At 62.6% G+C, this 20,977-nt stretch carries 20 protein-coding genes; 11 read left to right on the forward strand and 9 right to left on the reverse strand.

Annotation, left to right across the window (positions count from 1 at the left end; genetic code table 11):
* The first annotated feature begins 33 nt into the window (after positions 1-33).
* Together nuoM and nuoN are read left to right on the forward strand one after the other, a co-directional pair.
* A complete protein-coding gene (nuoM, locus tag ACF8MI_RS20360; RefSeq protein ID WP_060497816.1) occupies positions 34-1,566 on the forward strand; it encodes an NADH-quinone oxidoreductase subunit M in 1,533 nt (510 codons plus the stop codon).
* 7 nt (positions 1,567-1,573) lie between these two features.
* Complete coding sequence (gene nuoN, locus ACF8MI_RS20365) at positions 1,574-3,043, forward strand: NADH-quinone oxidoreductase subunit NuoN (RefSeq protein WP_012273301.1); 1,470 nt, start codon at positions 1,574-1,576, stop codon at positions 3,041-3,043.
* Positions 3,044-3,133: 90 nt separating this feature from the next.
* Here nuoN and ACF8MI_RS20370 read toward each other — a convergent pair whose 3' ends face one another.
* Entirely contained in the window at positions 3,134-3,397 is a 264-nt protein-coding gene (locus ACF8MI_RS20370; RefSeq protein ID WP_200928649.1) for an ogr/Delta-like zinc finger family protein, read from the reverse strand.
* A 179-nt stretch (positions 3,398-3,576) separates the two neighbouring features.
* Here ACF8MI_RS20370 and ACF8MI_RS20375 point away from each other — a divergent pair, with 179 nt between their 5' ends.
* Positions 3,577-3,969: a helix-turn-helix domain-containing protein gene (locus ACF8MI_RS20375; RefSeq protein ID WP_060497817.1), complete on the forward strand. Its 393-nt coding sequence runs from the start codon at positions 3,577-3,579 to the stop codon at positions 3,967-3,969.
* Here the strand turns inward: ACF8MI_RS20375 and ACF8MI_RS20380 are convergent.
* From ACF8MI_RS20380 to ACF8MI_RS20390, 3 genes are read right to left on the reverse strand one after another with little or no spacing between them, the layout of a single operon-like run.
* Entirely contained in the window at positions 3,966-4,328 is a 363-nt protein-coding gene (locus tag ACF8MI_RS20380) for a hypothetical protein (RefSeq protein ID WP_156867574.1), read from the reverse strand. The genes ACF8MI_RS20375 and ACF8MI_RS20380 overlap by 4 nt on opposite strands.
* Positions 4,321-4,668 carry a head completion/stabilization protein gene (locus ACF8MI_RS20385; RefSeq protein ID WP_156867573.1) on the reverse strand — a complete coding sequence of 116 codons (348 nt, stop codon included), beginning with the start codon at positions 4,666-4,668 and terminating at the stop codon, positions 4,321-4,323. The genes ACF8MI_RS20380 and ACF8MI_RS20385 overlap by 8 nt, the downstream gene beginning before the upstream one ends.
* Before the next feature lie 13 nt (positions 4,669-4,681).
* Positions 4,682-4,930, reverse strand: a complete 249-nt coding sequence (locus tag ACF8MI_RS20390) for a helix-turn-helix domain-containing protein (RefSeq protein ID WP_060497820.1) — start codon at positions 4,928-4,930, stop codon at positions 4,682-4,684.
* Positions 4,931-5,150: 220 nt separating this feature from the next.
* Here ACF8MI_RS20390 and ACF8MI_RS20395 point away from each other — a divergent pair, with 220 nt between their 5' ends.
* Entirely contained in the window at positions 5,151-7,217 is a 2,067-nt protein-coding gene (locus tag ACF8MI_RS20395; protein ID WP_060497821.1) for a TonB-dependent receptor domain-containing protein, read from the forward strand.
* Positions 7,218-7,270: 53 nt separating this feature from the next.
* Here the strand turns inward: ACF8MI_RS20395 and chrR are convergent, their stop codons facing one another.
* Positions 7,271-7,831, reverse strand: coding sequence for a class I chromate reductase ChrR (chrR, locus tag ACF8MI_RS20400; protein ID WP_104834297.1), 561 nt, complete (start codon positions 7,829-7,831; stop codon positions 7,271-7,273).
* Between the two features lie 157 nt (positions 7,832-7,988).
* Here chrR and ACF8MI_RS20405 point away from each other — a divergent pair, with 157 nt between their 5' ends.
* Complete coding sequence (locus ACF8MI_RS20405) at positions 7,989-8,207, forward strand: hypothetical protein (protein WP_016488235.1); 219 nt, start codon at positions 7,989-7,991, stop codon at positions 8,205-8,207.
* Here ACF8MI_RS20405 and ACF8MI_RS20410 read toward each other — a convergent pair.
* The 4 genes from ACF8MI_RS20410 to ACF8MI_RS20425 all read right to left on the reverse strand — a co-directional run bounded on the left by ACF8MI_RS20410 (position 8,191) and on the right by ACF8MI_RS20425 (position 12,657).
* Complete coding sequence (locus tag ACF8MI_RS20410) at positions 8,191-10,440, reverse strand: Orn/Lys/Arg decarboxylase N-terminal domain-containing protein (protein WP_104835430.1); 2,250 nt, start codon at positions 10,438-10,440, stop codon at positions 8,191-8,193. The genes ACF8MI_RS20405 and ACF8MI_RS20410 overlap by 17 nt on opposite strands.
* Positions 10,441-10,613: 173 nt before the next feature.
* On the reverse strand, positions 10,614-11,372 hold the full coding sequence (dnaQ, locus tag ACF8MI_RS20415; protein ID WP_060497823.1) for a DNA polymerase III subunit epsilon: 759 nt from the start codon (positions 11,370-11,372) through the stop codon (positions 10,614-10,616).
* 51 nt (positions 11,373-11,423) lie between these two features.
* On the reverse strand, positions 11,424-11,870 hold the full coding sequence (rnhA, locus tag ACF8MI_RS20420; protein ID WP_060497824.1) for a ribonuclease HI: 447 nt from the start codon (positions 11,868-11,870) through the stop codon (positions 11,424-11,426).
* A gap of 13 nt (positions 11,871-11,883) precedes the next feature.
* Positions 11,884-12,657: a class I SAM-dependent methyltransferase gene (locus ACF8MI_RS20425; protein WP_200928650.1), complete on the reverse strand. Its 774-nt coding sequence runs from the start codon at positions 12,655-12,657 to the stop codon at positions 11,884-11,886.
* An 85-nt stretch (positions 12,658-12,742) separates the two neighbouring features.
* Between ACF8MI_RS20425 and gloB the strand changes: the two genes are divergently transcribed.
* The 6 genes from gloB (at position 12,743) to ACF8MI_RS20455 (ending at position 20,976) form a co-directional block, all read left to right on the forward strand.
* Positions 12,743-13,522 (forward strand): hydroxyacylglutathione hydrolase, encoded by a 780-nt coding sequence (gene gloB / locus ACF8MI_RS20430; protein ID WP_060497825.1) that lies wholly within the window; start codon positions 12,743-12,745, stop codon positions 13,520-13,522.
* Between the two features lie 100 nt (positions 13,523-13,622).
* A complete protein-coding gene (locus tag ACF8MI_RS20435) occupies positions 13,623-15,053 on the forward strand; it encodes a lytic transglycosylase domain-containing protein (RefSeq protein WP_060497826.1) in 1,431 nt (476 codons plus the stop codon).
* Positions 15,054-15,218: 165 nt separating this feature from the next.
* A complete protein-coding gene (locus ACF8MI_RS20440; protein WP_200928651.1) occupies positions 15,219-17,048 on the forward strand; it encodes an extracellular solute-binding protein in 1,830 nt (609 codons plus the stop codon).
* Positions 17,045-18,880, forward strand: a complete 1,836-nt coding sequence (locus tag ACF8MI_RS20445; protein WP_060497828.1) for an extracellular solute-binding protein — start codon at positions 17,045-17,047, stop codon at positions 18,878-18,880. The genes ACF8MI_RS20440 and ACF8MI_RS20445 overlap by 4 nt, the downstream gene beginning before the upstream one ends.
* Position 18,881: 1 nt before the next feature.
* Positions 18,882-19,955: a microcin C ABC transporter permease YejB gene (locus ACF8MI_RS20450; RefSeq protein ID WP_392517756.1), complete on the forward strand. Its 1,074-nt coding sequence runs from the start codon at positions 18,882-18,884 to the stop codon at positions 19,953-19,955.
* Between the two features lies 1 nt (position 19,956).
* Positions 19,957-20,976: an ABC transporter permease gene (locus tag ACF8MI_RS20455; RefSeq protein ID WP_016711616.1), complete on the forward strand. Its 1,020-nt coding sequence runs from the start codon at positions 19,957-19,959 to the stop codon at positions 20,974-20,976.
* The last annotated feature ends 1 nt before the right edge of the window (position 20,977 follow it).

The following is a 20,977-nucleotide window of genomic DNA, read 5'->3' on the forward strand; positions in this document are numbered from 1 at the left end:
TCTTGCGACTTTGCCAAAGGAAACCAACCCGTCATGATTTTGCCTTGGCTGATCCTGATCCCCTTCATCGGCGGCTTCCTGTGCTGGCTGGGTGAGCGCTTCGGCGCCACCCTGCCGCGCTGGATCGCGCTGCTGACCATGTCCCTGCTGCTCGGCATCGGCCTGTGGCTGTGGGGCACCGGCGACTACACCCTCGCCCCCGCTCCGGGCGCCGAACCTGCCTGGGCCGTGGAATACAAAATCCAGTGGATCCAGCGCTTCGGCATCAGCATCCACCTGGCCCTCGACGGCCTGTCGCTGCTGATGATCCTGCTCACCGGCCTGCTCGGTGTGCTGTCGGTACTGTGTTCCTGGAAAGAAATCCAGCGCCACGTCGGCTTCTTCCACCTCAACCTGATGTGGATTCTCGGCGGCGTGGTCGGTGTGTTCCTGGCCCTGGACCTGTTCCTGTTCTTCTTCTTCTGGGAAATGATGCTGGTGCCGATGTACTTCCTCATCGCGCTCTGGGGTCACAGCTCGGCGGACGGCAAGAAAACCCGGATCTACGCGGCGACCAAGTTCTTCATCTTCACTCAGGCCAGCGGCCTGATCATGCTGGTGGCGATCCTGGGCCTGGTGCTGGTCAACTACAACACCACCGGCGTGCTCACCTTCAACTACAGCGACCTGCTCAAGGCCGAGCTGCCAGCCGGTGTCGAGTACGTGCTGATGCTGGGCTTCTTCATCGCCTTCGCGGTGAAGCTGCCAGTGGTGCCGTTCCACTCCTGGCTGCCTGACGCTCACGCCCAGGCACCGACCGCAGGCTCCGTGGACCTGGCGGGTATCTTGCTGAAGACTGCGGCCTACGGCCTGCTGCGCTTTGCACTGCCGCTGTTCCCGAACGCCTCGGCAGAGTTCGCGCCCATCGCCATGACCCTGGGCCTGATCGGTATCTTCTACGGTGCCTTCCTGGCCTTCGCACAAACCGACATCAAGCGCCTGATCGCCTTCTCCAGCGTCTCGCACATGGGCTTCGTGCTGATCGGCATCTACTCCGGCAGCCAGCAGGCCCTGCAAGGCGCGGTGATCCAGATGCTGGCCCACGGCCTGTCGGCTGCCGCGCTGTTCATCCTGTCCGGCCAGCTGTATGAGCGCCTGCACACCCGCGACATGCGCCAGATGGGCGGCCTGTGGCACCGCATCGCCTACCTGCCGGCTATCAGCCTGTTCTTCGCGGCGGCATCGCTGGGCCTGCCAGGTACCGGCAACTTCGTCGGCGAGTTCCTGATCCTGATCGGCAGCTTCGTGCATGTCCCGTGGATCACCGTGATCGCCACCACCGGCCTGGTCTTCGGTTCGGTGTACTCGCTGATCATGATCCACCGCGCCTACTTCGGCCCGGCTAAGTCCGACACCGTGCTGGCCGGCATGGACGGTCGCGAGCTGGTCATGGTGCTGGGCCTGGCGGTGTTGCTGATCCTGCTGGGCGTGTATCCGCAGCCGTTCCTCGACACCTCTGCCGCCACCATGAGTGGTGTGCAGCAGTGGCTCGGTTCCGCTTTCACTCAACTCGCTTCGGCCCGGTAAGAGCGCTATGGAATTCACCACTCAACACTTTATCGCATTGGCGCCGATGCTGATCACCACCATCACCACGGTGGTGGTGATGCTGGCGATCGCCTGGAAGCGCAACCACTCGCAGACCTTCCTGCTGTCCACCGTGGGCCTGAACCTGGCCCTGCTGTCGATCCTGCCGGCGCTGAAGGTTGCGCCACTGGCGGTCACCCCGCTGATCACCATCGACAAGTTCGCCTGTCTCTACATGGCGATCATTCTGGTGGCGACGCTGGCTTGCGTCACCCTGGCCCACGCCTACCTGGGCGAAGGGTCCAAGGGCTTCCCGGGGAACCGTGAAGAACTGTACCTGCTGCTGCTGATGTCGGCCTTGGGTGGCCTGGTGCTGGTCAGCGCCAACCACCTGGCCGGCCTGTTCATCGGCCTGGAGCTGCTGTCGGTACCGGTCTACGGCCTGGTGGCGTATGCCTTCTTCAACAAGCGGTCACTGGAAGCCGGCATCAAGTACATGGTGCTGTCGGCTGCCGGTTCCGCCTTCCTGCTGTTCGGCATGGCCCTGCTGTACGCCGATGCCGGTAGCCTGAGCTTCGACCAGATCGGCAAGGCCCTGGCTACCACCAGCATGCCAAGCCTGGTGGCCCAACTGGGCCTGGGCATGATGCTGGTTGGCCTGGCCTTCAAGCTGTCGCTGGTGCCGTTCCACCTGTGGACCCCGGACGTGTACGAAGGCGCCCCGGCGCCGGTCGCCGCGTTCCTGGCCACCGCCAGCAAGGTGGCGGTATTCGCCGTGGTGGTGCGCCTGTTCATGCTCTCCCCTGCTGCCAGCAGTGGCGTGCTTAGCACCGTACTGGCAGTGATCGCCGTCGCTTCGATCCTGATCGGTAACCTGCTGGCGCTGACCCAGAGCAACCTCAAACGCCTGCTCGGTTACTCGTCCATCGCCCACTTCGGTTACCTGGTCATTGCCCTGGTCGCCAGCAAGGGCCTGGCCCTGGAAGCCATGGGCGTGTACCTGGTCACCTACGTGATCACCAGCCTGGGCGCCTTCGGTGTCATCACCCTGATGTCCTCGCCATACGGCGGCCGTGACGCCGATGCGCTGTACGAGTACCGCGGCCTGTTCTGGCGCCGTCCGTACCTGACCGCAGTACTGACCGTGATGATGCTGTCGCTGGCGGGTATCCCGCTGACCGCTGGCTTCATCGGCAAGTTCTACATCATTGCCACCGGCGTCGAGTCGCACCTGTGGTGGCTGGTCGGTGCGCTGGTGATCGGTAGCGCCATCGGCGTGTACTACTACCTGCGCGTCATGGTCACCCTGTACCTGGTCGAGCCAAACCTGCGTCGCCACGACGCCCCGCTGAAGTGGGAACAGCGCACCGGTGGCGTCATGCTGCTGGCCATCGCCATTCTCGCCTTCGTGCTGGGTGTGTACCCGCAGCCACTGCTGGAACTGGTTCAGCAAGCCGGCCTGCAACTGATCGGCTGATTACCCCGGCAGTTTTGGCAAGACAAAACACCCCGCCTAGGCGGGGTGTTTTTTTATCTGCACGTTTTATTGCCTGTACCCAACGGCCCCTCACCCAAGCGGGCTACCCTGGCCTGCACCCGGCAAGGCGGCCTTGCGCAAATCACCATTGGCTGAAGGCAGGTAGACTTCCGGGTTGGGCATACCACTCGGGGAGAGTTCGTGGGTCATTTCGAATTCGGCCCGCACTGACCAGCCACACGCCTCGGTGGTGCATTGCAAATAAGCGATCCGCAGGAAAATATGGCGCCCTTCGCTAGTGCGTATACGCATACGGCTGTGGCAATGCAGACAAACCAGCTTGTAAGTACTCACGGCAAATACCTACTAGCATTGACCAGGCAGGCCTGTGTGTAAGTATTGGCTGCAACTATGGGTGTATTCTTCAATTTGGTGGTTCTCATTGCAGAAATGCTCCTTAAAACGCAGGGCTGTATTCATAACGAGTAGTTTAAGCCCATGGAATATCATTAAACCAGTCATGGATATTTGTTATGAGTACTCACGTACTTACCGAGGTGCTCGCACGCCTCAAGCTTCTTACCCGCTCCCAGTCCGACGCCGACCTGTCCCGTGCACTTTCCATCAGCCCGCAAACACTCAGTAGCTGGAAGGTGCGCGACAGCATCCCGTACGCACTTTGCATGGAGATCGCCAGGCAGCATGCATGCTCCCTGGACTGGCTACTGCTGGGTGAAACGGCACAGCGCCCCGGGCACGAATGTGAAGCCGGCTGGGAGGGCGACGTGCTCGAACGCCTGCGCGCACTCTCACCCGACGACCGCCACACCATCCTGTTGCTCATCAAGGACAAGCAACGTATCCAGCAGCTGGAACAACAATTGAGCGAACTGCGCAGCCAGCTACCTCAGGCCACCGGCAGCTAACCCCGGCGGCGCCAGCGCTGTATGAGCTCGCGTGGGTCGAGCGTATCCAGCCAGACCATGACCTTGAGGCTGATGGGGATGACCACCACGGCGGCCACGAATGCCGCCATGCCTCGGGACAGCAAGGGTGCCAGCGATGAAACCAGCGGCTCGAACAGGTGCCCCACCCCCACGGTCACGAACACCAGCAGCAATTTCTTGCCCAGCGTCAGGCGTCTGGCTGCATTGGTGATCAACCGGTCACGTGCAGCACTCACCAACAAAGCCCCTAGCAAAGCAGCGAACAACACACTGCCATCAACGCCCAACAGTTCGATCAGCGACAAGACCAAGCGGTCGATAAGGGACTTCTCAGGCATGGGTAGCACTCCGACGGGAGGTCGGCAAGTACGCGCTCGAGCCAAGGCTGTACAGGACCGCAGCTTCGACAAAACGGATGTAACACACCCGCAAAGCGCGCCCCTGGTCGTGCCCGGCCACATCCTCAAGGCGCTTGTAACCGCGCTCTCGCAGCACTGCGCGCCAACCCGCGAACTCGCGTGCAGCATCAATGGCGGCGCAACGTGCAGCCACCTCCAGCGCGGTCTCACTGACGGGCCGCAGCACGCTCAGGCGTTCGCGTAGCCTGCCCAGGTCTACCCGGGGCCAGAACGGGTCATGGCTATCGGCATAGCGTGGCAGTAAACGTTCGTTGCTCATGCCCCTACCCCCCTCACTGCTCAGCCAGCATGCCGTAACGAATGGCCTTGATTACCGCAGCCACCCGGGTAGGCACGTCGAACTTGCGCAGGATGTTGGACACATGGAAGTTCACCGTCGACTCCTTGCAGTCAAGGATCCGGCCTATTTCCCACGAACTTTTGCCGTAGGCGCACCACAACAGCACTTGCCGTTCACGAGGCGTCAGGCGAACCGGGGCGTCCGCCGGGGGTTGCTGCGGGTGTCGTGCGTTGTCAGTCATGCTTGTACTCCACGGGTGATTGAGCGAGGCATCGCTGCCGATCTGCAGTCACCTTACGAAGCGAATACCGCATCGCTCCACTGCTGCGGCTTGTAATGAACTTTCGTACAAAACCGTCTGACGAAGGCTGCACAAGATTTGCTGACTTTCTTCGTGCTCCGGGCGGCATTTCGCTCGTCTCAACGCCGTTGTCCATTCGCCTTTCACCTGGAGTCGTACAATGCGTTCCGATTTACCCCTCTCGTCCTGCCTCGGTTTGCTGGCTGCCTTGACTGCCGCCCAGCCCACCCTGGGGGCATCCTCGGTCGAACTGGGCCAGGTGCTGATCACCGATGAGGAGCAGAACGACTTGACGGCAGCCGGCGAACGCCTGCGTGAAATACCAGGCGCTAGCAATCTGGTGGATATGCAGCGCGTGGGGCAAGGCCGGGTGGCCAGCAACCAGGACGTGCTCGCCTACCAGCCAGGGGTGTTCGCCCAATCTGCGGGCAACGACGGCATCAAGCTGTCGATCCGCGGCTCGGGCATCAACCGCGCGCCAGGTGCCCACGGCTCCGGGGTGTATACAATGTTCGACGGCCTGCCCTTGACCGGCCCGGGCGGCACGCCCTATGAGCTGTTCGAACCGCTGTGGCTAAGCCACGCCGAAGTGCTGCGCGGCGCCAATGGCTTCGACCAAGGCGCCCTGGCGCTCGGCGGCGCCATCAACTACGTCACCCACACCGGCTACGACGCCGCGCCGTTGCAAGTGCGCTATGAGGTCGGCAGCCGTGGCTACCAGCACCGGCATATCAGCTCCGGCCAGGTACTGGGCAACCTCGACTACTACGTGGCCCTGACCGATTCCGAATATGACGGCTACCAGGCACACAGCAGCGGCAGCGCCAAAGGCATCGCCGCCAACATCGGCTACCGCTTCAACCCCAACTTGGAAACCCGCTTTTACCTGCGCTACCGAGAAACCGAAAACGAACTGGCCGGGCGCCTGACCAAGGACCAGATCAAGCACCACCCACGCGTGGCCAACCCGGCCTACCTGGCCCGCGACGACAGCCGCCCGCAACCGGGCAGCACCTGGGTCGCCAACAAGACCACCTTCTACCTCGACGACGATGCGCGCCTGGAAGCCGGGCTGGTCTACCACGACTACCCGATGGACCTGCGTGAAGGCCCGATGCGCCTGAAGGTGGCCTACACCGATGTCAGCGGTACGCTGAACTACTCGCGCCGCGACACCCTGTTCGGCCACGAGAGCAAAACCACCGTCGGCTGGCGTACTACCAAGCACCTGCCCAACAGTGGCGCGTCACAGTTCGCGCGCAGTGGTGACGTGTTCGGTCCACGCACCCGCGACTTCACCTATCAGGGCTCGGACACCGTGCTGCATGCCGGCAACGACCTGGAACTGGCTCCCAACCTGTGGCTGACCACCGGCCTGGCGATGATCTACACCCGCCGCGAGAGTGACGTGACCTACCCTGCCGAAGGCGGCAAGGTGAGCATGCATGACTGGGATTATGCCCCTCGCCTGGGGTTGCGCTACGACGTCCGCCCAGACCTGCAGGTGTACGGCAACCTCAGCCGCTCGGTAGAGCCGCCGCATCCCTGGGCCCTGATCTGGAGTGCGCCCACAGCCAACCAACCGATCGAAATGCAAAACCAGACGGCCACCACACTGGAATTGGGCACACGCGGCGAATCGGCATTCGGGCATTGGGATTTGGCGTGGTACTACTCACAGGTTCGCCATGAATTGTTGGCGGTGGAAATCGTGCAAGGCGCCCCTGCCAAGGAGTTCAACGCCAGCGCCACCGTGCACCAAGGCGTGGAAGCGGGCCTGGACAGTACCCTGTGGGAACGCAGCGGCACCGGCAGGCTCAGCCTGCGCCAGGCCTACACCTTCAGTGACTTCCACTACCGCGATGACGACACGTTCGGTGACAACCGCCTGCCGGGCATCCCCATGCACTACTACCAGGCCGAATTGCGCTATGACTGGCCGAGCGGGTTCTATGCAGGGGTGAATACTCAGATGGCGTCCAAAGTGCAGGTGGACTACGCCAACAGCTACCACGCCGATGAATATGCCTTGCTCGGCGCGCGCCTTGGCTGGGATTCACCGAAGCAGGACTGGCAGACCTGGCTGGATCTACGCAACCTGACCAACAAGCGCTATGCGGCGACGGTATCACCTATCGCCACCGTTACCACTGAAAATGATAAAGCCCGCCTGACACCAGGCGAAGGGTTTGGCGTGTATGCAGGCGTTTCCTACAGCTTCCGCTAAACAGCAGGGGCCGCTACGCGGCCCCAATGAAATCAGCCCCGGATGAGCAGGTATCAAACCGCCCTGTTCAACTTCACCCACGAAGCAAACTTGTCGACAAACGCCTGCAAGAACGGTCGGGTCTTGTCGTTGAGCTTGCCCGAGTCCTCGAACAGGCTTGCTGCGCCGCCGATATAGGCCTCAGGCATCTGCATGCAAGGCATGTCCAGGAACACCAACGACTGACGCACGGCATGGTTGGCACCAAAGCCGCCAATGGCCCCCGGCGACACACTCACCACCGCCGTCGGCTTGCCGCTCCATGCACTTTGCCCGTAGGGTCGCGAGCCCACATCAATGGCATTTTTCAGGCAACCCGGCACCGAGCGGTTGTATTCCGGCGTGACGAACAGCACGGCATCACTGTCGCGGATCTCTTTGCGAAAACGCTCCCACGCCTTGGGCACCGCTTCGGCCTCGACGTCCTCGTTGTACAACGGCAAATCGCCAATCTCGACAATCTTCAGGGCTAGGCTGGACGGCGCCAGCTCCGAAAGTGCGCGGGCGACCTTACGGTTGTAGGACTCCTTGCGCAAGCTGCCGACGACAACCGCTACCGAATACACCTGGCTCATGGCAATTTCCATCCTGTGCTGGGTAAAGGGACGTTGTAGTTATAGATGACCGTTCCTCGGCGCTTCGTTTTTTTTTGTGCAAGGCGAAAACTTCCGCGGTTGTTCCACGGTCTATTCCTGCATACATTTCCTACGCAATTCAGAGGTTTCCACCCAAATGGCAGCAGTAATGGTCGGCCAATTCCACGCCCGTGATGCCGAAGGCCGTATCTACCCCGTGCACGAGTTCCAGGAGTCCACCCTGCAACTGGACGGCAGCACGCTGGGCGCCCCCATCACCACTTACCGTCTGGCCATCGGCGACAAGGTCAACCACCTGGGTGAAAACCGTTTCGAACTGGCACGCTCCGGTGTCGAGATCATTCGCATTCCTTGATGCAGTCCACGGTGTAGCCACCACTCTCGTTCTGCAGGCCATGCACGTCGGCGACAAAACCGGGAAACCCTTGGTTGAACGCCCGGGCAAAGGCCAGGTAGTCGAGTATCGAGCGGGTCGCCTCGGTGAACCGCTCCCCCGGCATGATCAACGGAATGCCAGGCGGGTACGGCACCAGCATGACTGCCGCCACACGCCCCAGCAGTACCTCGATCGGCACCGCCTCCACCTCTCCACGCACCATCTGGTCATAGGCCTGGGCCGGGCTCACGGCCACCTCTGGCAAGCGCGTGAACAGGCGCTTGAGTTGCTTGGCCGTGGCGTTGCTGCGGTAGCAGCCATGCAACTGGTCGCACAGGTCGCGCAGGCCCATCCCCCGGTAGCGTGATGCATCGGCGGCCACCACACTCGGCAAGCAGCTACTCAGGGCAGTATTGCCATCGTAGTGGCGCTTGAACTCCAGCAACTCGGTCAGCAACGTGCTCCACTTGCCCTTGGTGATGCCCATGGAGAACAACACCAGAAAGCTGTACAGGCCGGTTTTTTCCACCACCAGCCCCCGCTCCCAGAGAAACTTGCTGACCACCACTGCCGGGATACCGTGCTCGTCCAGCACACCACCCGCACTAAGGCCCGGCATCACCAGGGTTACCTTCAGCGGGTCGAGCAGCACGTAGTCGTCCACCACCTCGCCAAAGCCATGCCACTCTGCGCCGGGTTGCAACAACCAGTCCTGCGCTTGCAGATGGTGAATACCTTCAGCGCTCGGCGGCTGCCAGATACTGAACCACCAATCATCTGCGGCAATGTGTTCGCGCAGATTGGCCAGGGCACGGCGAAAGCTCAGTGCCTCGTCGAACATTTCTTGCAGCAGCGAGCGCCCGGACGGCCCTTCCATCATGGTCGAGGCCACGTCCAGCGAAGCAAGGATGCTGTACTGCGGCGAGGTCGATATGTGCATCATGAACGCTTCGTTGAAGCGGTCGCGGTCCAGTTGGCGCCTGGCCCCGTCTTGCACATGAATCATGGAAGCCTGGCTGAACGCCGCCAGCAGCTTGTGGGTGGAATGGGTACTGAACACCAGCGGGCTATCGTCCGCGCAGGCAGTGCCCATGGCATAACGCCCGGTGAAGAAGTCATGAAACGCCGCATAGGCAAACCAGGCCTCGTCGAAGTGCAGCACCTCGACACTGCTGCCCAAGGTCTGCTTGATCAGCCCTGCGTGGTAACACAGGCCGTCATAGGTGGAATTGGTCACCACCGCCAGCTTGATACGCGGCGCCCGGCCACGGGCGAGCGGGTTGGCCTGGATCTTCGCCTGGATCGCCTCAGGGCTGAACTCGCTGAGCGGGATCGGGCCGATGATGCCCAGTTCGTTACGCTCTGGGCACAAGTACAACGGAATGGCGCCGGTCATGATGATCGCGTGGACCACCGACTTGTGGCAGTTGCGGTCCACCAGCACCAGATCGTCACGGCCGACCATGGCGTGCCAGACGATCTTGTTGGCCGTAGAGGTGCCATTGATGACGAAGAAGGTATGGTCGGCGCCAAAGTTGCGGGCAGCCCTGGCCTCGGCTTCAGCCAAGGGGCCGGTGTGGTCAAGCAGCGACCCCAGCTCCGGCACCGAAACCGACAGATCGGAGCGCAGCGTGTTTTCCCCGAAAAACTGGTGAAAGGCTTGGCCTACCGGGCTTTTATGGTAGGCCACGCCACCACCATGGCCCGGGGTGTGCCAGGAATAGTTGGATTGCGCGGTGTGCTGCACCAGCGCCTTGAAGAAAGGCGGCAACAGGCCATCGAGGTAGGTGTGTGCGGCACGCGCCACCTGGCGGGCAAGAAACGGTACGGTGTCTTCGAACAGGTACAGGATGCCGCGCAGCTGGTTGAGCTCGCTCATGGCCTCGGCAGGGGCGTTTTCCAGGGTGACCTGCTCACCCAGGGCGAAGATCGGCAGGTTGGGTGCACGCAGGCGAGCCAGGCGGATCAGCTCGGCCATGTTCTGCAACAGGTGGGTATTTTCGCCGGCGCCTTCGGCGGCGATCAGCATGCAGGCCAGGCCGTGGTGGGTGGCGGCGACCAGCCGCGCTTCGGCGTGGTCGGCGGCAGCGAGGATGGCAAAGCCGTCCTGGCGCAGTTCCTCGGCAATGCCCCTCACGCGCTCGCCGGCGACGCTGTCAGCCTTGATGGCGCGGTGGACGATGAGGATGGGGAACTTGAGGTCCTTGTACATCAGGTGGCTACCTCCGAAGGACAGGGCGTCCATTTCAGGGTAGTTGAACCTGTGTTTTCAGGGCCGGCCTCTTCGCGGGCACGCCCGCCCCCACAAGAACCCCACTTGCTCAGGCTTTGTGAGATCCCTGTGCGAGCGGGCGTGCCCGCGAAGAGGCCGGTACAGGCTAAGAATCAACCAGCAGGTGTCTCGGTCAAGGCTTGCCACATGGAAGGCCCACCCGACGACTTGGCAATGGCCGCCAGGCGCTCGGCATGCGCCTCCAGCTCTTCGGCACTGGCCATGATCACCCGCCCCGGCGCACGCCCGGTAATCCGGCGGATCTCGCTACCTACAGCCCCCTGCCCGTCACCTTCGGCGTCTGCCCCATGACCAGCCAGCGACAGGCTGGTCTGGCCACCGGTCATCGCCAGGTAGACGTCTGCCAGCAGTTCCGAGTCGAGCAGTGCGCCGTGCAGTTCACGGCCCGAGTTGTCGATATCGTAGCGTTTGCACAACGCATCGAGGCTGTTGCGCTGCCCCGGGTGACGCGAACGTGCCAACAGCAGGGTATCGAGGATGGTGCAATACTGCGAAGCGTCCGCACGGTCGTGCTGGCCGAGCAAGGCGAATTCGTTGTTGATGAAGCCAACGTCGAACGCCGCGTTGTGGATGACCAGGGTAGCGCCCTGGATGAACTCGAAGAACTCCTCAGCTACATCGCCAAAGCGCGGTTTGCCGACCAGGAAGGCATCGGTGATGCCGTGGACGTTGATCGCGCCCTCGTCACTCTCGCGGTCCGGCTGCAGGTAAACGTGGAAGTGCCGCCCGGTCAGGCGCCGGCCGATGACTTCGACACAGCCGATCTCGATGATCCGGTGGCCTTCGCTGACCGGCATACCCGTGGTTTCGGTATCGAGAATGACGAACCGCTTATCTTGCTGCTGCTCCACGCGGGGCGCTCCAACTTGCATCAGTTACAAAGGCGGCAATTGTACCCCAGCTCAACGCTGGGCGCGCACTTCGTCCACGCCACGGTTGGCCAGCTGGTCGGCGCGTTCGTTGCCGGGGTGACCGATATGGCCGCGCACCCACTTCCAGGTCACTTTGTGGCGGTTGACCTGCTCATCAAGTTGCTGCCACAGGTCGGCATTCTTCACCGGCTCCTTGGCCGCCGTCTTCCAGCCGCGCTTCTTCCAGTTGACCATCCACTCGTTGATGCCCTTCATCACGTACTGCGAGTCGGTGGTCAACACCACTTCGCATTCACGCTTCAACGCCATCAACCCCTGGATCGCGGCCATCAGCTCCATGCGATTGTTGGTGGTGTCACGTTCGCCGCCCCACAGTTCCTTCTCGACGCCCTTGTAGATCATCAGGACGCCCCAACCACCCGGGCCGGGGTTGCCCTTGCAGGCACCATCGGTAAACATCTCGACGCTTTCGCTCATGTACCACTCATGTTCAGTGCTTTTCAGTATCAGGGTTCCCCGCCGTGCGGTTGACCTTGGCCAGCGGCAGCGGCAGCAACTTGCCCATCGGTTCGCGGCGCTCCGGGCGCAGCGGCCGCAGGCCGACCACCATCTTGCGCGCCACCAGCAGGTACACGCCGCCACCCGAGCTTTGCCAGCCACCTGCCAGCCGTTCCCAGCCCTCCAGGCGTTGCTGCCAGGCCGGTGAGGCAAGCGGCGGACGATAGCACCCGAAGCGGCGTTTCTCCAGCGCGAAGCCCAGCAGGTTGAGCCAGTCCCCCACCCGCGACGGCGAGATGCAGCGGGCCTTGCGCAACGCCCCGTGGCTGAAGAAATGGCGCATGCCCCAGCTGCTCCACGGGTTGATCCCGACAATCAGCAGATGCCCGCCCGGGCGCACGGCGCTGGCGGCCTCGCGCAGCAGGCCATGGGGCGAGAGGCAGAAATCCAGGCCATGTTGCAGCACAACCACGTCGGCAGCATGCTCGCTCAGCGGCCAGGCCTGTTCCTCGCACACAATCTCCACCCCAGGCAGCGGCGCGCCGAGGCGCACGTTGCGCTGCACCTGGGGCGCGCTCGGTGGCGGCTCGGCACAAGGCCCGTAATGCACAAGGTACCCGCCGAAGAAGCGGCCCAGCTCTTCTTCCAGCAGTTTTTCCTCCTCCTTGAGCATCAGCTGGCCGAGTGGGCCGTTGAACCACTCACGGGCCAGGCTGATAAGCTTGACCCAGTCCGGGTCGGCCTGGGCAAAGGCTTGGTCGGTCATTGCGCTCTCCCTCGAAGGTTCTCGCACCGCGCCATCGCGGCTAAGATGCCCTCATGTCCCACGCTAGGCGAATCGGATCCGCACCATGATACAGATCGATGCTCTCCCCGCTTTCTCCGACAACTACATCTGGTTGTTACAGGATACTGCCAAACGCCGCTGCGCGGTGGTCGACCCAGGTGACGCCGGCCCGGTGGAACGCTGGCTGGCGGCCAATCCCGAGTGGGTGCTCAGCGATATCCTGATTACCCACCACCACAACGACCATGTCGGCGGCGTGGAACGGCTCAAGCAACTGACCGATGCGCGTGTCTGCGGCCCGGCCCACGAACGTATCCCCTGCCGCGACCTGGCGCTGGACGAAGGCGATCAGGTTACCGTGCTGGGCGTAACCTTCCAGGTGCTGGCAGTACCCGGCCACACCCTGGGGCATATCGCGTTTTTCAGCGACCAGCCGGCAACGCCCGTGCTGTTCAGCGGCGACACCCTGTTCGCCGCCGGATGCGGTCGCATGTTCGAGGGTACACCCGAACAGATGCAACCCGCCCTCGCCCGGCTAGCGGCGCTGCCGGCGCAAACAGAAGTGTACTGCGCCCACGAATACACCCTCAGCAACCTGCGTTTTGCCAAGGCGGTGGAACCCACCAACCCGCACGTTATAAAGCGGTTCGAGGACGTTACCCGTTTGCGCGCCGACAATCGCATCACCTTGCCATCAACCATTGGCCTGGAACGGCTGACCAACCCCTTCCTGCGCACCTCTGAAACATTAGTTAAACAAAAAGCAGACGAATGGAAGGGACATCCAAACGACTCGCAGGTCACTGTTTTTGCTGCCTTGAGGTCTTGGAAGGACACCTTCTGATAACCGCAAGATATATCGCAAGTGATGGTCAAAGGTTGACCAGGTCCGGAGCGGTTTCTAGAATCGCCGAAATTTTTCGCCCGGATACCTGTGTCAGCCGATGTCTTCCCGTAGCCGCAGAACCTCTCATTCCGTCGCCCTGACGCGCCTGGCCCAAATCAGTGCGCTGGCCCTGGCCGCCACCTTGGTGGGCTGCCAGAGCACCCGTCAGCTCGACGAATCCGAAAGCGTTCGCGCGCACAACTACCAGGCGCGGATCAAGCACAAACCTTCACCGCTGCTGGTCAAGCCGGCCGAGCAGGCACCGCAGGATGTCTGGGAGCGCATGCGCCAGGGCTTCGCACTGCAGGATGGCATCGACGTCAACCCGCGTATCGAGCAGCAACGCCTGTGGTTCGCCAGCAACCCGAGCTTCATCGAAAGCGCCGGCGAGCGTGGCAGCCTCTACCTGCATTACATTGTCGAGCGCCTTGAAGAGCGCGACATGCCGCTGGAACTGGCGCTGCTGCCAGCCATCGAAAGCGCCTACAACCCGATGGCCTACTCGCGCGCCCACGCGGCGGGCATGTGGCAGTTCATCCCGTCCACCGGCCGCCACTTCAACCTGCGCCAGACCAACTTCTACGACGGTCGTCGCGACGTCACCGCCTCGACCAACGCGGCACTGGACTACCTGTCCCGCCTGCACGACATGTTCAACGGCGACTGGCTGCTGGCTCTGGCCGCCTACAATGCCGGTGAAGGCACGGTCAGCCGCGCCATGGAGCGCAACGAAAAACTCGGCCTGCCAACCGACTACTGGAACCTGCCGCTGCCACAGGAAACCCGCGACTACGTGCCCAAGCTGCTGGCCCTGTCGCAGGTGGTGCTCACCCCTGAAGCCTACGGCGTGAACCTGAACCCGATCGCCAACGAACCCTACTTCGAGGCGGTAGCGATCAACGACCGCCTCGACCTGTCACGGGTGGCAGCCTTTGCCAACATCGACGAAGACGAGCTGATCCAGCTCAACCCTGCCTTCAAGAAGCGCATGACCGTGGACGGCCCGCAACAGTTGCTGGTACCGACCGCCAAGGCGCAACTGCTGAGTGACAGCCTGTCCAACCTCAAGCCCGAGCAACTGGTGAGCCTGCAGCCGAACAAGGCGGTGTTCGCCCGCGCTGTGGCCGAGGCCCAGGCGCCGGTTGCAGCGCGTAGCTACCGGGTGAAGCGTGGCGACAACCTGGGTGCCATCGCCAAGGCCAACCGCGTGTCGGTCAAGGACATCAAACGCTGGAACCGCCTGTCCGGCAACAGCGTGCGCGCCGGCCAGGTACTGGCCCTGCGCGGTGGCAGTGCACCGAGCGCCGCTGGCAACCGGGTGGCGGCATCCGGTAAGCGTTCCACGCAATACAAGGTACGCAAGGGCGACTCGCTGTACCTGGTGGCCAAGCGCTTCAACGTGGAAATGCAGCACCTCAAGCGCTGGAACCCGCGCAGCGGCCACGCCCTCAAGCCAGGCCAGACCCTGACCGTCTACCTCTCGCATTGAAAGCGACAAGCTGAAAAGCTACAAGCGGCAAGAACAAAGCAAATCGCATGCGCCCCGCTTTTTCTTGCAGCTTGAAGCTTGAAGCTTGCAGCTCTCTTTTTCCAACCCCACCAAGCTGTTACTGTACCCCGATCAAAGCCCAACGCCTCTGGATCGGATGCCGACTTGATACGTCCCCTCCTGCTGTCACTCAGCCTGGCCTTGAGCTTTCCCGCAGCCGCGATGGTGAGCGAAAGCCACGGATACGCGCAGTTCGGCACGCTCAAGTACCCAGCCACCTTCACCCATTTCGACTGGGTCAACCCGCAAGCGCCCAAAGGCGGCACCTTGCGGGCCATGGCTTTTGGTACGTTCGATACCCTCAACCCCTACACTTTCAAGGGGTCGAGCCCGATTACCACGCCCAATTTCCAGCAATACGGCATCAGCGAGCTGAACGAGCCACTGATGGTCGGCACCGGCCAGTACGACCCGTCCGGCGACGAGCCGACCTCCAGCTACGGCCTGATCGCCCGCTCGGTGGAGTACAGCGAAGATCGCAGCTGGGTCGTGTTCAACCTGCGCCCGGAAGCCCGCTGGCATGACGGCCAGCCGATCACCTCGGCAGACGTGGCCTTTTCCTACCGCACCCTGCTCAAGGACGGCCACCCGATCTACCGCACCAACCTGCAGGAAGTGCAACGGGTGGACATCCTCGGACCGCTGCGTATCCGCTTCGTGTTCAAGCGCGCCGGCAACCCGCTGCTGATCCTGCGCCTGGGCGAGATGCCGGTGCTGCCCAAGCACTACTGGCAAAAGCGCGATTTCAAGGCGACCACCTTCGAGCCACCGCTGGGCAGCGGCCCCTACCGCATCACCGAAGTTCAGCCCGGCCGCCGGCTGGTGTTCGAGCGGGTGAAGAACTACTGGGGCAAGGACCTGGCAGTCAACCGTGGCAAGTACAACTTCAAGCGCGTGGAGTACGAGTTCTACCGCGACGCCACCGTTGCCTTCGAAGCCTTCAAGGCCGGCGAATTCGACATCTATATCGAGCACCAGGCCAAGAACTGGGCCAACGGCTACAACTTCCCGGCCGTGCGCCGTGGCGAGGTCATCAAGGCCCAGATCCCGCACCAGATCCCGACGCAAACCCAGGGCCTTTTCATGAACAGCCGCCGCGCCACCTTCAGCGACCCACGGGTGCGCCAGGCGCTGGGGCTGATGCTCGACTTCGAGTGGACCAACCGCGCCCTGTTCAGCAGCGCCTACCGTCGCTCGACCAGCTTTTACCCCAACAGCGAGTTCGCCGCCAGCGGCCTGCCCACCGGCAAGGAATGGTTGTTGCTGGCTCCGTTCCGCGACCAGCTGCCGGCCAAGCTGTTCAGCGAACCCTACAAGGTCAGCCAGACCGATGGCCGCGGTATCAGCCGCCAGACCCTGCGCCAGGCCCTGGGCCTGCTTGCCGAGGCCGGCTGGAAGCTCAATGGCCAGCGCCTGGTCGACAGCAAGGGCCAGCAGCTGCGCATGGAACTGCTGCTGGTAAACCCCAACCTTGAACGCATCCTGCAACCTTATGTCGAAAATCTGTCCAGCATCGGCATCGATGCGCGCTTGCGCACCGTGGACCGCGCCCAGTACAAACAACGCCTGGACCAGTTCGATTTCGACATGATTCTGATGACCCTGAACCAGACCCTTAGCCCCGGCCTCGAACAGTGGCTGTACTTCCATTCCAGCCAGGCCGCCACCAAGGGCAGCAAGAACTATGCGGGGGTCAGGGACCCGGTGGTCGACCACCTGCTCGACACCCTGCTGGCTGCGCGTACCCGCGACGACCAGATCGCCGCCGCCCGCGCCCTGGACCGTGTGCTTTCATGGCAGTACTACATGATCCCCAACTGGTACCTCGACAATCATCGCCTGGCCTACCGCAACCGGTTCGCCTTCGTCACCACGCCGCCCTACACCCTGGGGCTGAACAGCTGGTGGATCAAGACTTCGGAGAAAGCCCAATGACGCCAACGCACCCACTGCGCCGGCTGGCAGGCAGCCTGTTGCTCGCCTGCCTGAGCCTTCCCGCCCTGGCCGCACCGCAACACGCGCTCACCCTGTATGACGAGCCCCCCAAGTATCCCGCCAACTTCAAGCACTTCGACTACGTCAACCCGGATGCGCCCAAGGGCGGTACCTTCCGCCAGTCCAGCTTCGGCGGCTTCGACAGCCTCAACCCGTTCATCAACAAAGGCGTGTCGGCCGAGAACATCAGCATCATCTACGACACCCTGATGCGCCAGAGCCAGGACGAGCCGTTCACCGAATACGGCCTGGTGGCCGGCAAGATCGAAAAGGCCCCCGACAACAGCTGGGTGCGCTTCTACCTGCGCCCCGAAGCGCGCTTCCACGACGGCCACCCGATGCGTGCCGAAGACGTGGTATTCACCTTCAACGCGTTGATCAAGGACGGTGCGCCGCTGTACCGCCAGTACTATGCCGACGTCGCCGAGGTGGTCGCCGAAGACCCGCTCAAGGTGCTGTTCACGTTCAAGCACAAGGGTAACCGCGAGCTGCCGCTGATTCTCGGCCAACTGCCAGTGCTGCCCAAGCACTGGTACGCAAACCGCGACTTCAACCGCGGCAACCTGGAAATCCCGCTGGGCAGCGGGCCGTACAAGGTCGCCGATGTAAAAGCCGGGCGCTCGGTGCGCTACGAGCGGGTCAAGGATTACTGGGCCAAGGACCTGCCGATCAACCGCGGGTTCTATAACTTCGATGCCATGACGTTCGACGCCTACCGCGACACCACTGTCGCGCTGGAAGCACTCAAGGCCGGGGCGTTCGACTACGCGCTGGAGGTCAGTGCAAAAAACTGGGCCACCGCTTACAACGTGCCCGCCGTGCGCGACGGCCGCCTGATCAAGGAAGAGCTGCCCAACGGCAACCCCACCGGCATGCAAGGTTTCATTTTCAATATCCGCCGCCCGGTGTTCCAGGACATACGCGTGCGCCAGGCCCTGAGCCTGCTGCTGGACTACGAGTGGACCAACAAACAGCTGTTCAACGGCGCCTACACCCGCACCGGCAGCTACTTCGACAACTCGGAAATGGCCGCCCAGGGCCTGCCCAGCGCCAGCGAGCTGAAGATCCTCGAACCGCTGCGTGGCAAAGTCCCCGAACAGGTCTTCACCGAGGCCTTCAAGAACCCGGTCAGCGATGGCAGCGGCATGATCCGCGAGCAACAGCGCCAGGCCTACAAGCTGCTTCAGGAAGCCGGTTGGAAAATCGTCGACGACAAAATGGTCGACGCGCAGGGTAAACCGGTCAGCATCGAGTTCCTGCTGGCACAAACCGAGTTCGAACGCATCCTGCTGCCGTTCAAGCGTAACCTTGCCGACCTCGGCATCGACCTGAACATCCGTCGGGTCGACGTTTCCCAGTACATCACCCGCCTGCGTTCGCGTGACTACGACATGATCGTTGGCGGCTACCCGCAGTCCAACTCGCCGGGCAACGAGCAGCGCGAGTTCTGGTCCAGCGCCGCCGCCGACAACCCCGGCAGCCGCAACTTCATCGGCCTGCGCGACCCGGCTATCGACCAACTGGTGGAAGAGCTGATCAACGCCGATTCGCGCCAGAGCCTGGTCGACCACTGCCGCGCCCTCGACCGGGTGCTGCTGTGGGGCTACTACGTGATCCCCAACTGGCACATCAAGACCTGGCGCGTGGCCTACTGGAACCACATCGGCCACCCGGATGTTTCGCCCAAGTACGACATCGGGATCGATACCTGGTGGATCAAGCCCGGGGTAACCCCGGCGGTCAGCGAAGCCCCTGCGGACGAGGCCAACTAAGATGCTGGCCTACATCCTGCGCCGCCTGCTGCTGATCATCCCGACCCTGTTCGGCATCCTGATCATCAACTTCATCATCGTCCAGGCCGCCCCCGGCGGCCCGGTCGAGCAGATGATCGCCAAGCTCGAAGGTTTCGAAGGCGCCACCAGCCGCATTGCCGGTGGCGGTGCCGAAGTCTCCGTGGCCGGCTCCAACTACCGCGGCGCCCAGGGCCTGGACCCGGCGCTGATCGCCGAAATCGAGCGCATGTACGGCTTCGACAAGTCGCCGCCCGAACTCTTGTGGATCATGATCAAGAACTACGCCCGGCTGGACTTCGGCGACAGCTTCTTCCGCGATGCCAAGGTCGTCGACCTGATTATCGAGAAAATGCCCGTGTCGATCTCGCTGGGGCTGTGGAGCACGCTGATCATGTACCTGATCTCGATCCCGCTGGGCATCGCCAAGGCGGTGCGCCACGGCAGCCACTTCGACGTGTGGACCAGCTCGGCAATCATCGTCGGCTACGCCATCCCGGCGTTCCTGTTCGCCATCCTGCTGATCGTGCTGTTCGCCGGCGGCAGCTATTTCGACTGGTTCCCGCTGCGCGGCCTCACCTCCAACAATTTCGACGAGCTGAGCACCACCGGCAAGGTGCTGGACTACTTCTGGCACCTGGTGCTGCCGATCACCGCACTGGTCATCGGCAACTTCGCCACCATGACCCTGCTGACCAAGAACAGCTTCCTCGACGAGATCAACAAACAATACGTGGTCACCGCCAAGGCCAAAGGCCTGAGCCGGCCACGGGTGCTGTATGGCCACGTGTTCCGCAATGCCATGCTGTTGGTGATCGCCGGCTTCCCTTCGGCGTTCATCGGCATCTTCTTCACCGGCTCCTTGCTGATCGAGGTGATCTTCAGCCTCGACGGCCTGGGGCTTATGAGTTTCGAAGCGGCCATCAACCGCGACTACCCGGTGGTCTTCGGCACCCTGTTCATCTTCACCCTGCTGGGGCTGGTGGTGAAACTGATCGGCGACCTGACCTACACCCTGGTCGATCCACGCATCGACTTCGCCAGCCGGGAGCACTGACATGGCCTTGTCCCCCCTCAACCGCCGGCGCTTCGAGCGCTTCAAGGCCAACCGCCGTGGCTGGTGGTCGCTGTGGCTGTTCCTGATCCTGTTCGGCCTGAGCCTGGGCGCCGAGCTGATCGCCAACGACAAGCCAATTGCCGTGCGCTACGACGGCGAGTGGTACTTCCCGGCGTTCAAGCGCTACCCGGAAACCACCTTCGGCGGCGAGTTCCCGCTGGAAGCCAACTACAAGAGCCCCTACATCCGCGAGCTGCTGGAAAAGAAAGACAGCTTCGTGCTGTGGGCGCCCATCCCGTTCAGCTACCAGAGCATCAACTACGACCTGCGCGTGCCCGCGCCGGCACCGCCCTCGGCGGACAACTGGCTGGGCACCGACGACCAGGGCCGCGACGTACTGGCGCGGGTGATCTACGGCTTCCGCATTTCGGTGCTGTTTGCCCTCACCCTGACCGTGGCCAGCTCCATCGTCGGCGTCATTGCCGGCGCTTTGCAGGGCTTTTATGGCGGCTGGGTCGACCTGGCCGGGCAACGTTTTCTGGAGATCTGGTCCGGCCTGCCAGTGCTGTACCTGTTGATCATCCTGGCGAGCTTCGTGCAGCCCAACTTCTGGTGGTTGTTGGGCATCATGCTGCTGTTCTCGTGGATGAGCCTGGTGGACGTGGTACGCGCCGAGTTCCTGCGCGGGCGCAACCTGGAATACGTGCGCGCCGCCCGCGCCTTAGGCATGCGCAACGGCGCGATCATGTACCGGCACATCCTGCCCAACGCCATGATCTCGACCATGACCTTCATGCCGTTCATCCTCACCGGGGCCATCGGCACCCTCACCGCCCTGGACTTCCTCGGCTTCGGCCTGCCCGCCGGTTCGCCATCGCTGGGCGAACTGGTGGCCCAGGGCAAGTCCAACCTGCAGGCGCCGTGGCTGGGCATCAGCGCCTTTGCCGTGCTGGCGCTGATGCTGAGCCTGCTGGTGTTCATCGGCGAATCCGCCCGCGATGCCTTCGACCCGAGGAAGTGAC

The sequence above is a fragment of the Pseudomonas sp. yb_9 genome (assembly GCF_043103635.1).
Taxonomy (GTDB): domain Bacteria; phylum Pseudomonadota; class Gammaproteobacteria; order Pseudomonadales; family Pseudomonadaceae; genus Aquipseudomonas; species Aquipseudomonas monteilii.

Excerpts from the sequence above, each read along its gene's own strand:
- nuoM (WP_060497816.1), top strand. The coding sequence starts at position 34 with ATGATTTTGCCTTGGCTGATCCTGATCCCCTTCATCGGCGGCTTCCTG.
- nuoN (WP_012273301.1), top strand. The coding sequence starts at position 1,574 with ATGGAATTCACCACTCAACACTTTATCGCATTGGCGCCGATGCTGATC.
- ACF8MI_RS20375 (WP_060497817.1), top strand. The coding sequence starts at position 3,577 with ATGAGTACTCACGTACTTACCGAGGTGCTCGCACGCCTCAAGCTTCTT.
- ACF8MI_RS20380 (WP_156867574.1), bottom strand. The coding sequence starts at position 4,328 with ATGCCTGAGAAGTCCCTTATCGACCGCTTGGTCTTGTCGCTGATCGAA.
- ACF8MI_RS20385 (WP_156867573.1), bottom strand. The coding sequence starts at position 4,668 with ATGAGCAACGAACGTTTACTGCCACGCTATGCCGATAGCCATGACCCG.
- ACF8MI_RS20390 (WP_060497820.1), bottom strand. The coding sequence starts at position 4,930 with ATGACTGACAACGCACGACACCCGCAGCAACCCCCGGCGGACGCCCCG.
- ACF8MI_RS20395 (WP_060497821.1), top strand. The coding sequence starts at position 5,151 with ATGCGTTCCGATTTACCCCTCTCGTCCTGCCTCGGTTTGCTGGCTGCC.
- chrR (WP_104834297.1), bottom strand. The coding sequence starts at position 7,831 with ATGAGCCAGGTGTATTCGGTAGCGGTTGTCGTCGGCAGCTTGCGCAAG.
- ACF8MI_RS20405 (WP_016488235.1), top strand. The coding sequence starts at position 7,989 with ATGGCAGCAGTAATGGTCGGCCAATTCCACGCCCGTGATGCCGAAGGC.
- ACF8MI_RS20410 (WP_104835430.1), bottom strand. The coding sequence starts at position 10,440 with ATGTACAAGGACCTCAAGTTCCCCATCCTCATCGTCCACCGCGCCATC.
- rnhA (WP_060497824.1), bottom strand. The coding sequence starts at position 11,870 with ATGAGCGAAAGCGTCGAGATGTTTACCGATGGTGCCTGCAAGGGCAAC.
- ACF8MI_RS20425 (WP_200928650.1), bottom strand. The coding sequence starts at position 12,657 with ATGACCGACCAAGCCTTTGCCCAGGCCGACCCGGACTGGGTCAAGCTT.
- gloB (WP_060497825.1), top strand. The coding sequence starts at position 12,743 with ATGATACAGATCGATGCTCTCCCCGCTTTCTCCGACAACTACATCTGG.
- ACF8MI_RS20435 (WP_060497826.1), top strand. The coding sequence starts at position 13,623 with ATGTCTTCCCGTAGCCGCAGAACCTCTCATTCCGTCGCCCTGACGCGC.
- ACF8MI_RS20445 (WP_060497828.1), top strand. The coding sequence starts at position 17,045 with ATGACGCCAACGCACCCACTGCGCCGGCTGGCAGGCAGCCTGTTGCTC.
- ACF8MI_RS20450 (WP_392517756.1), top strand. The coding sequence starts at position 18,882 with ATGCTGGCCTACATCCTGCGCCGCCTGCTGCTGATCATCCCGACCCTG.
- ACF8MI_RS20455 (WP_016711616.1), top strand. The coding sequence starts at position 19,957 with ATGGCCTTGTCCCCCCTCAACCGCCGGCGCTTCGAGCGCTTCAAGGCC.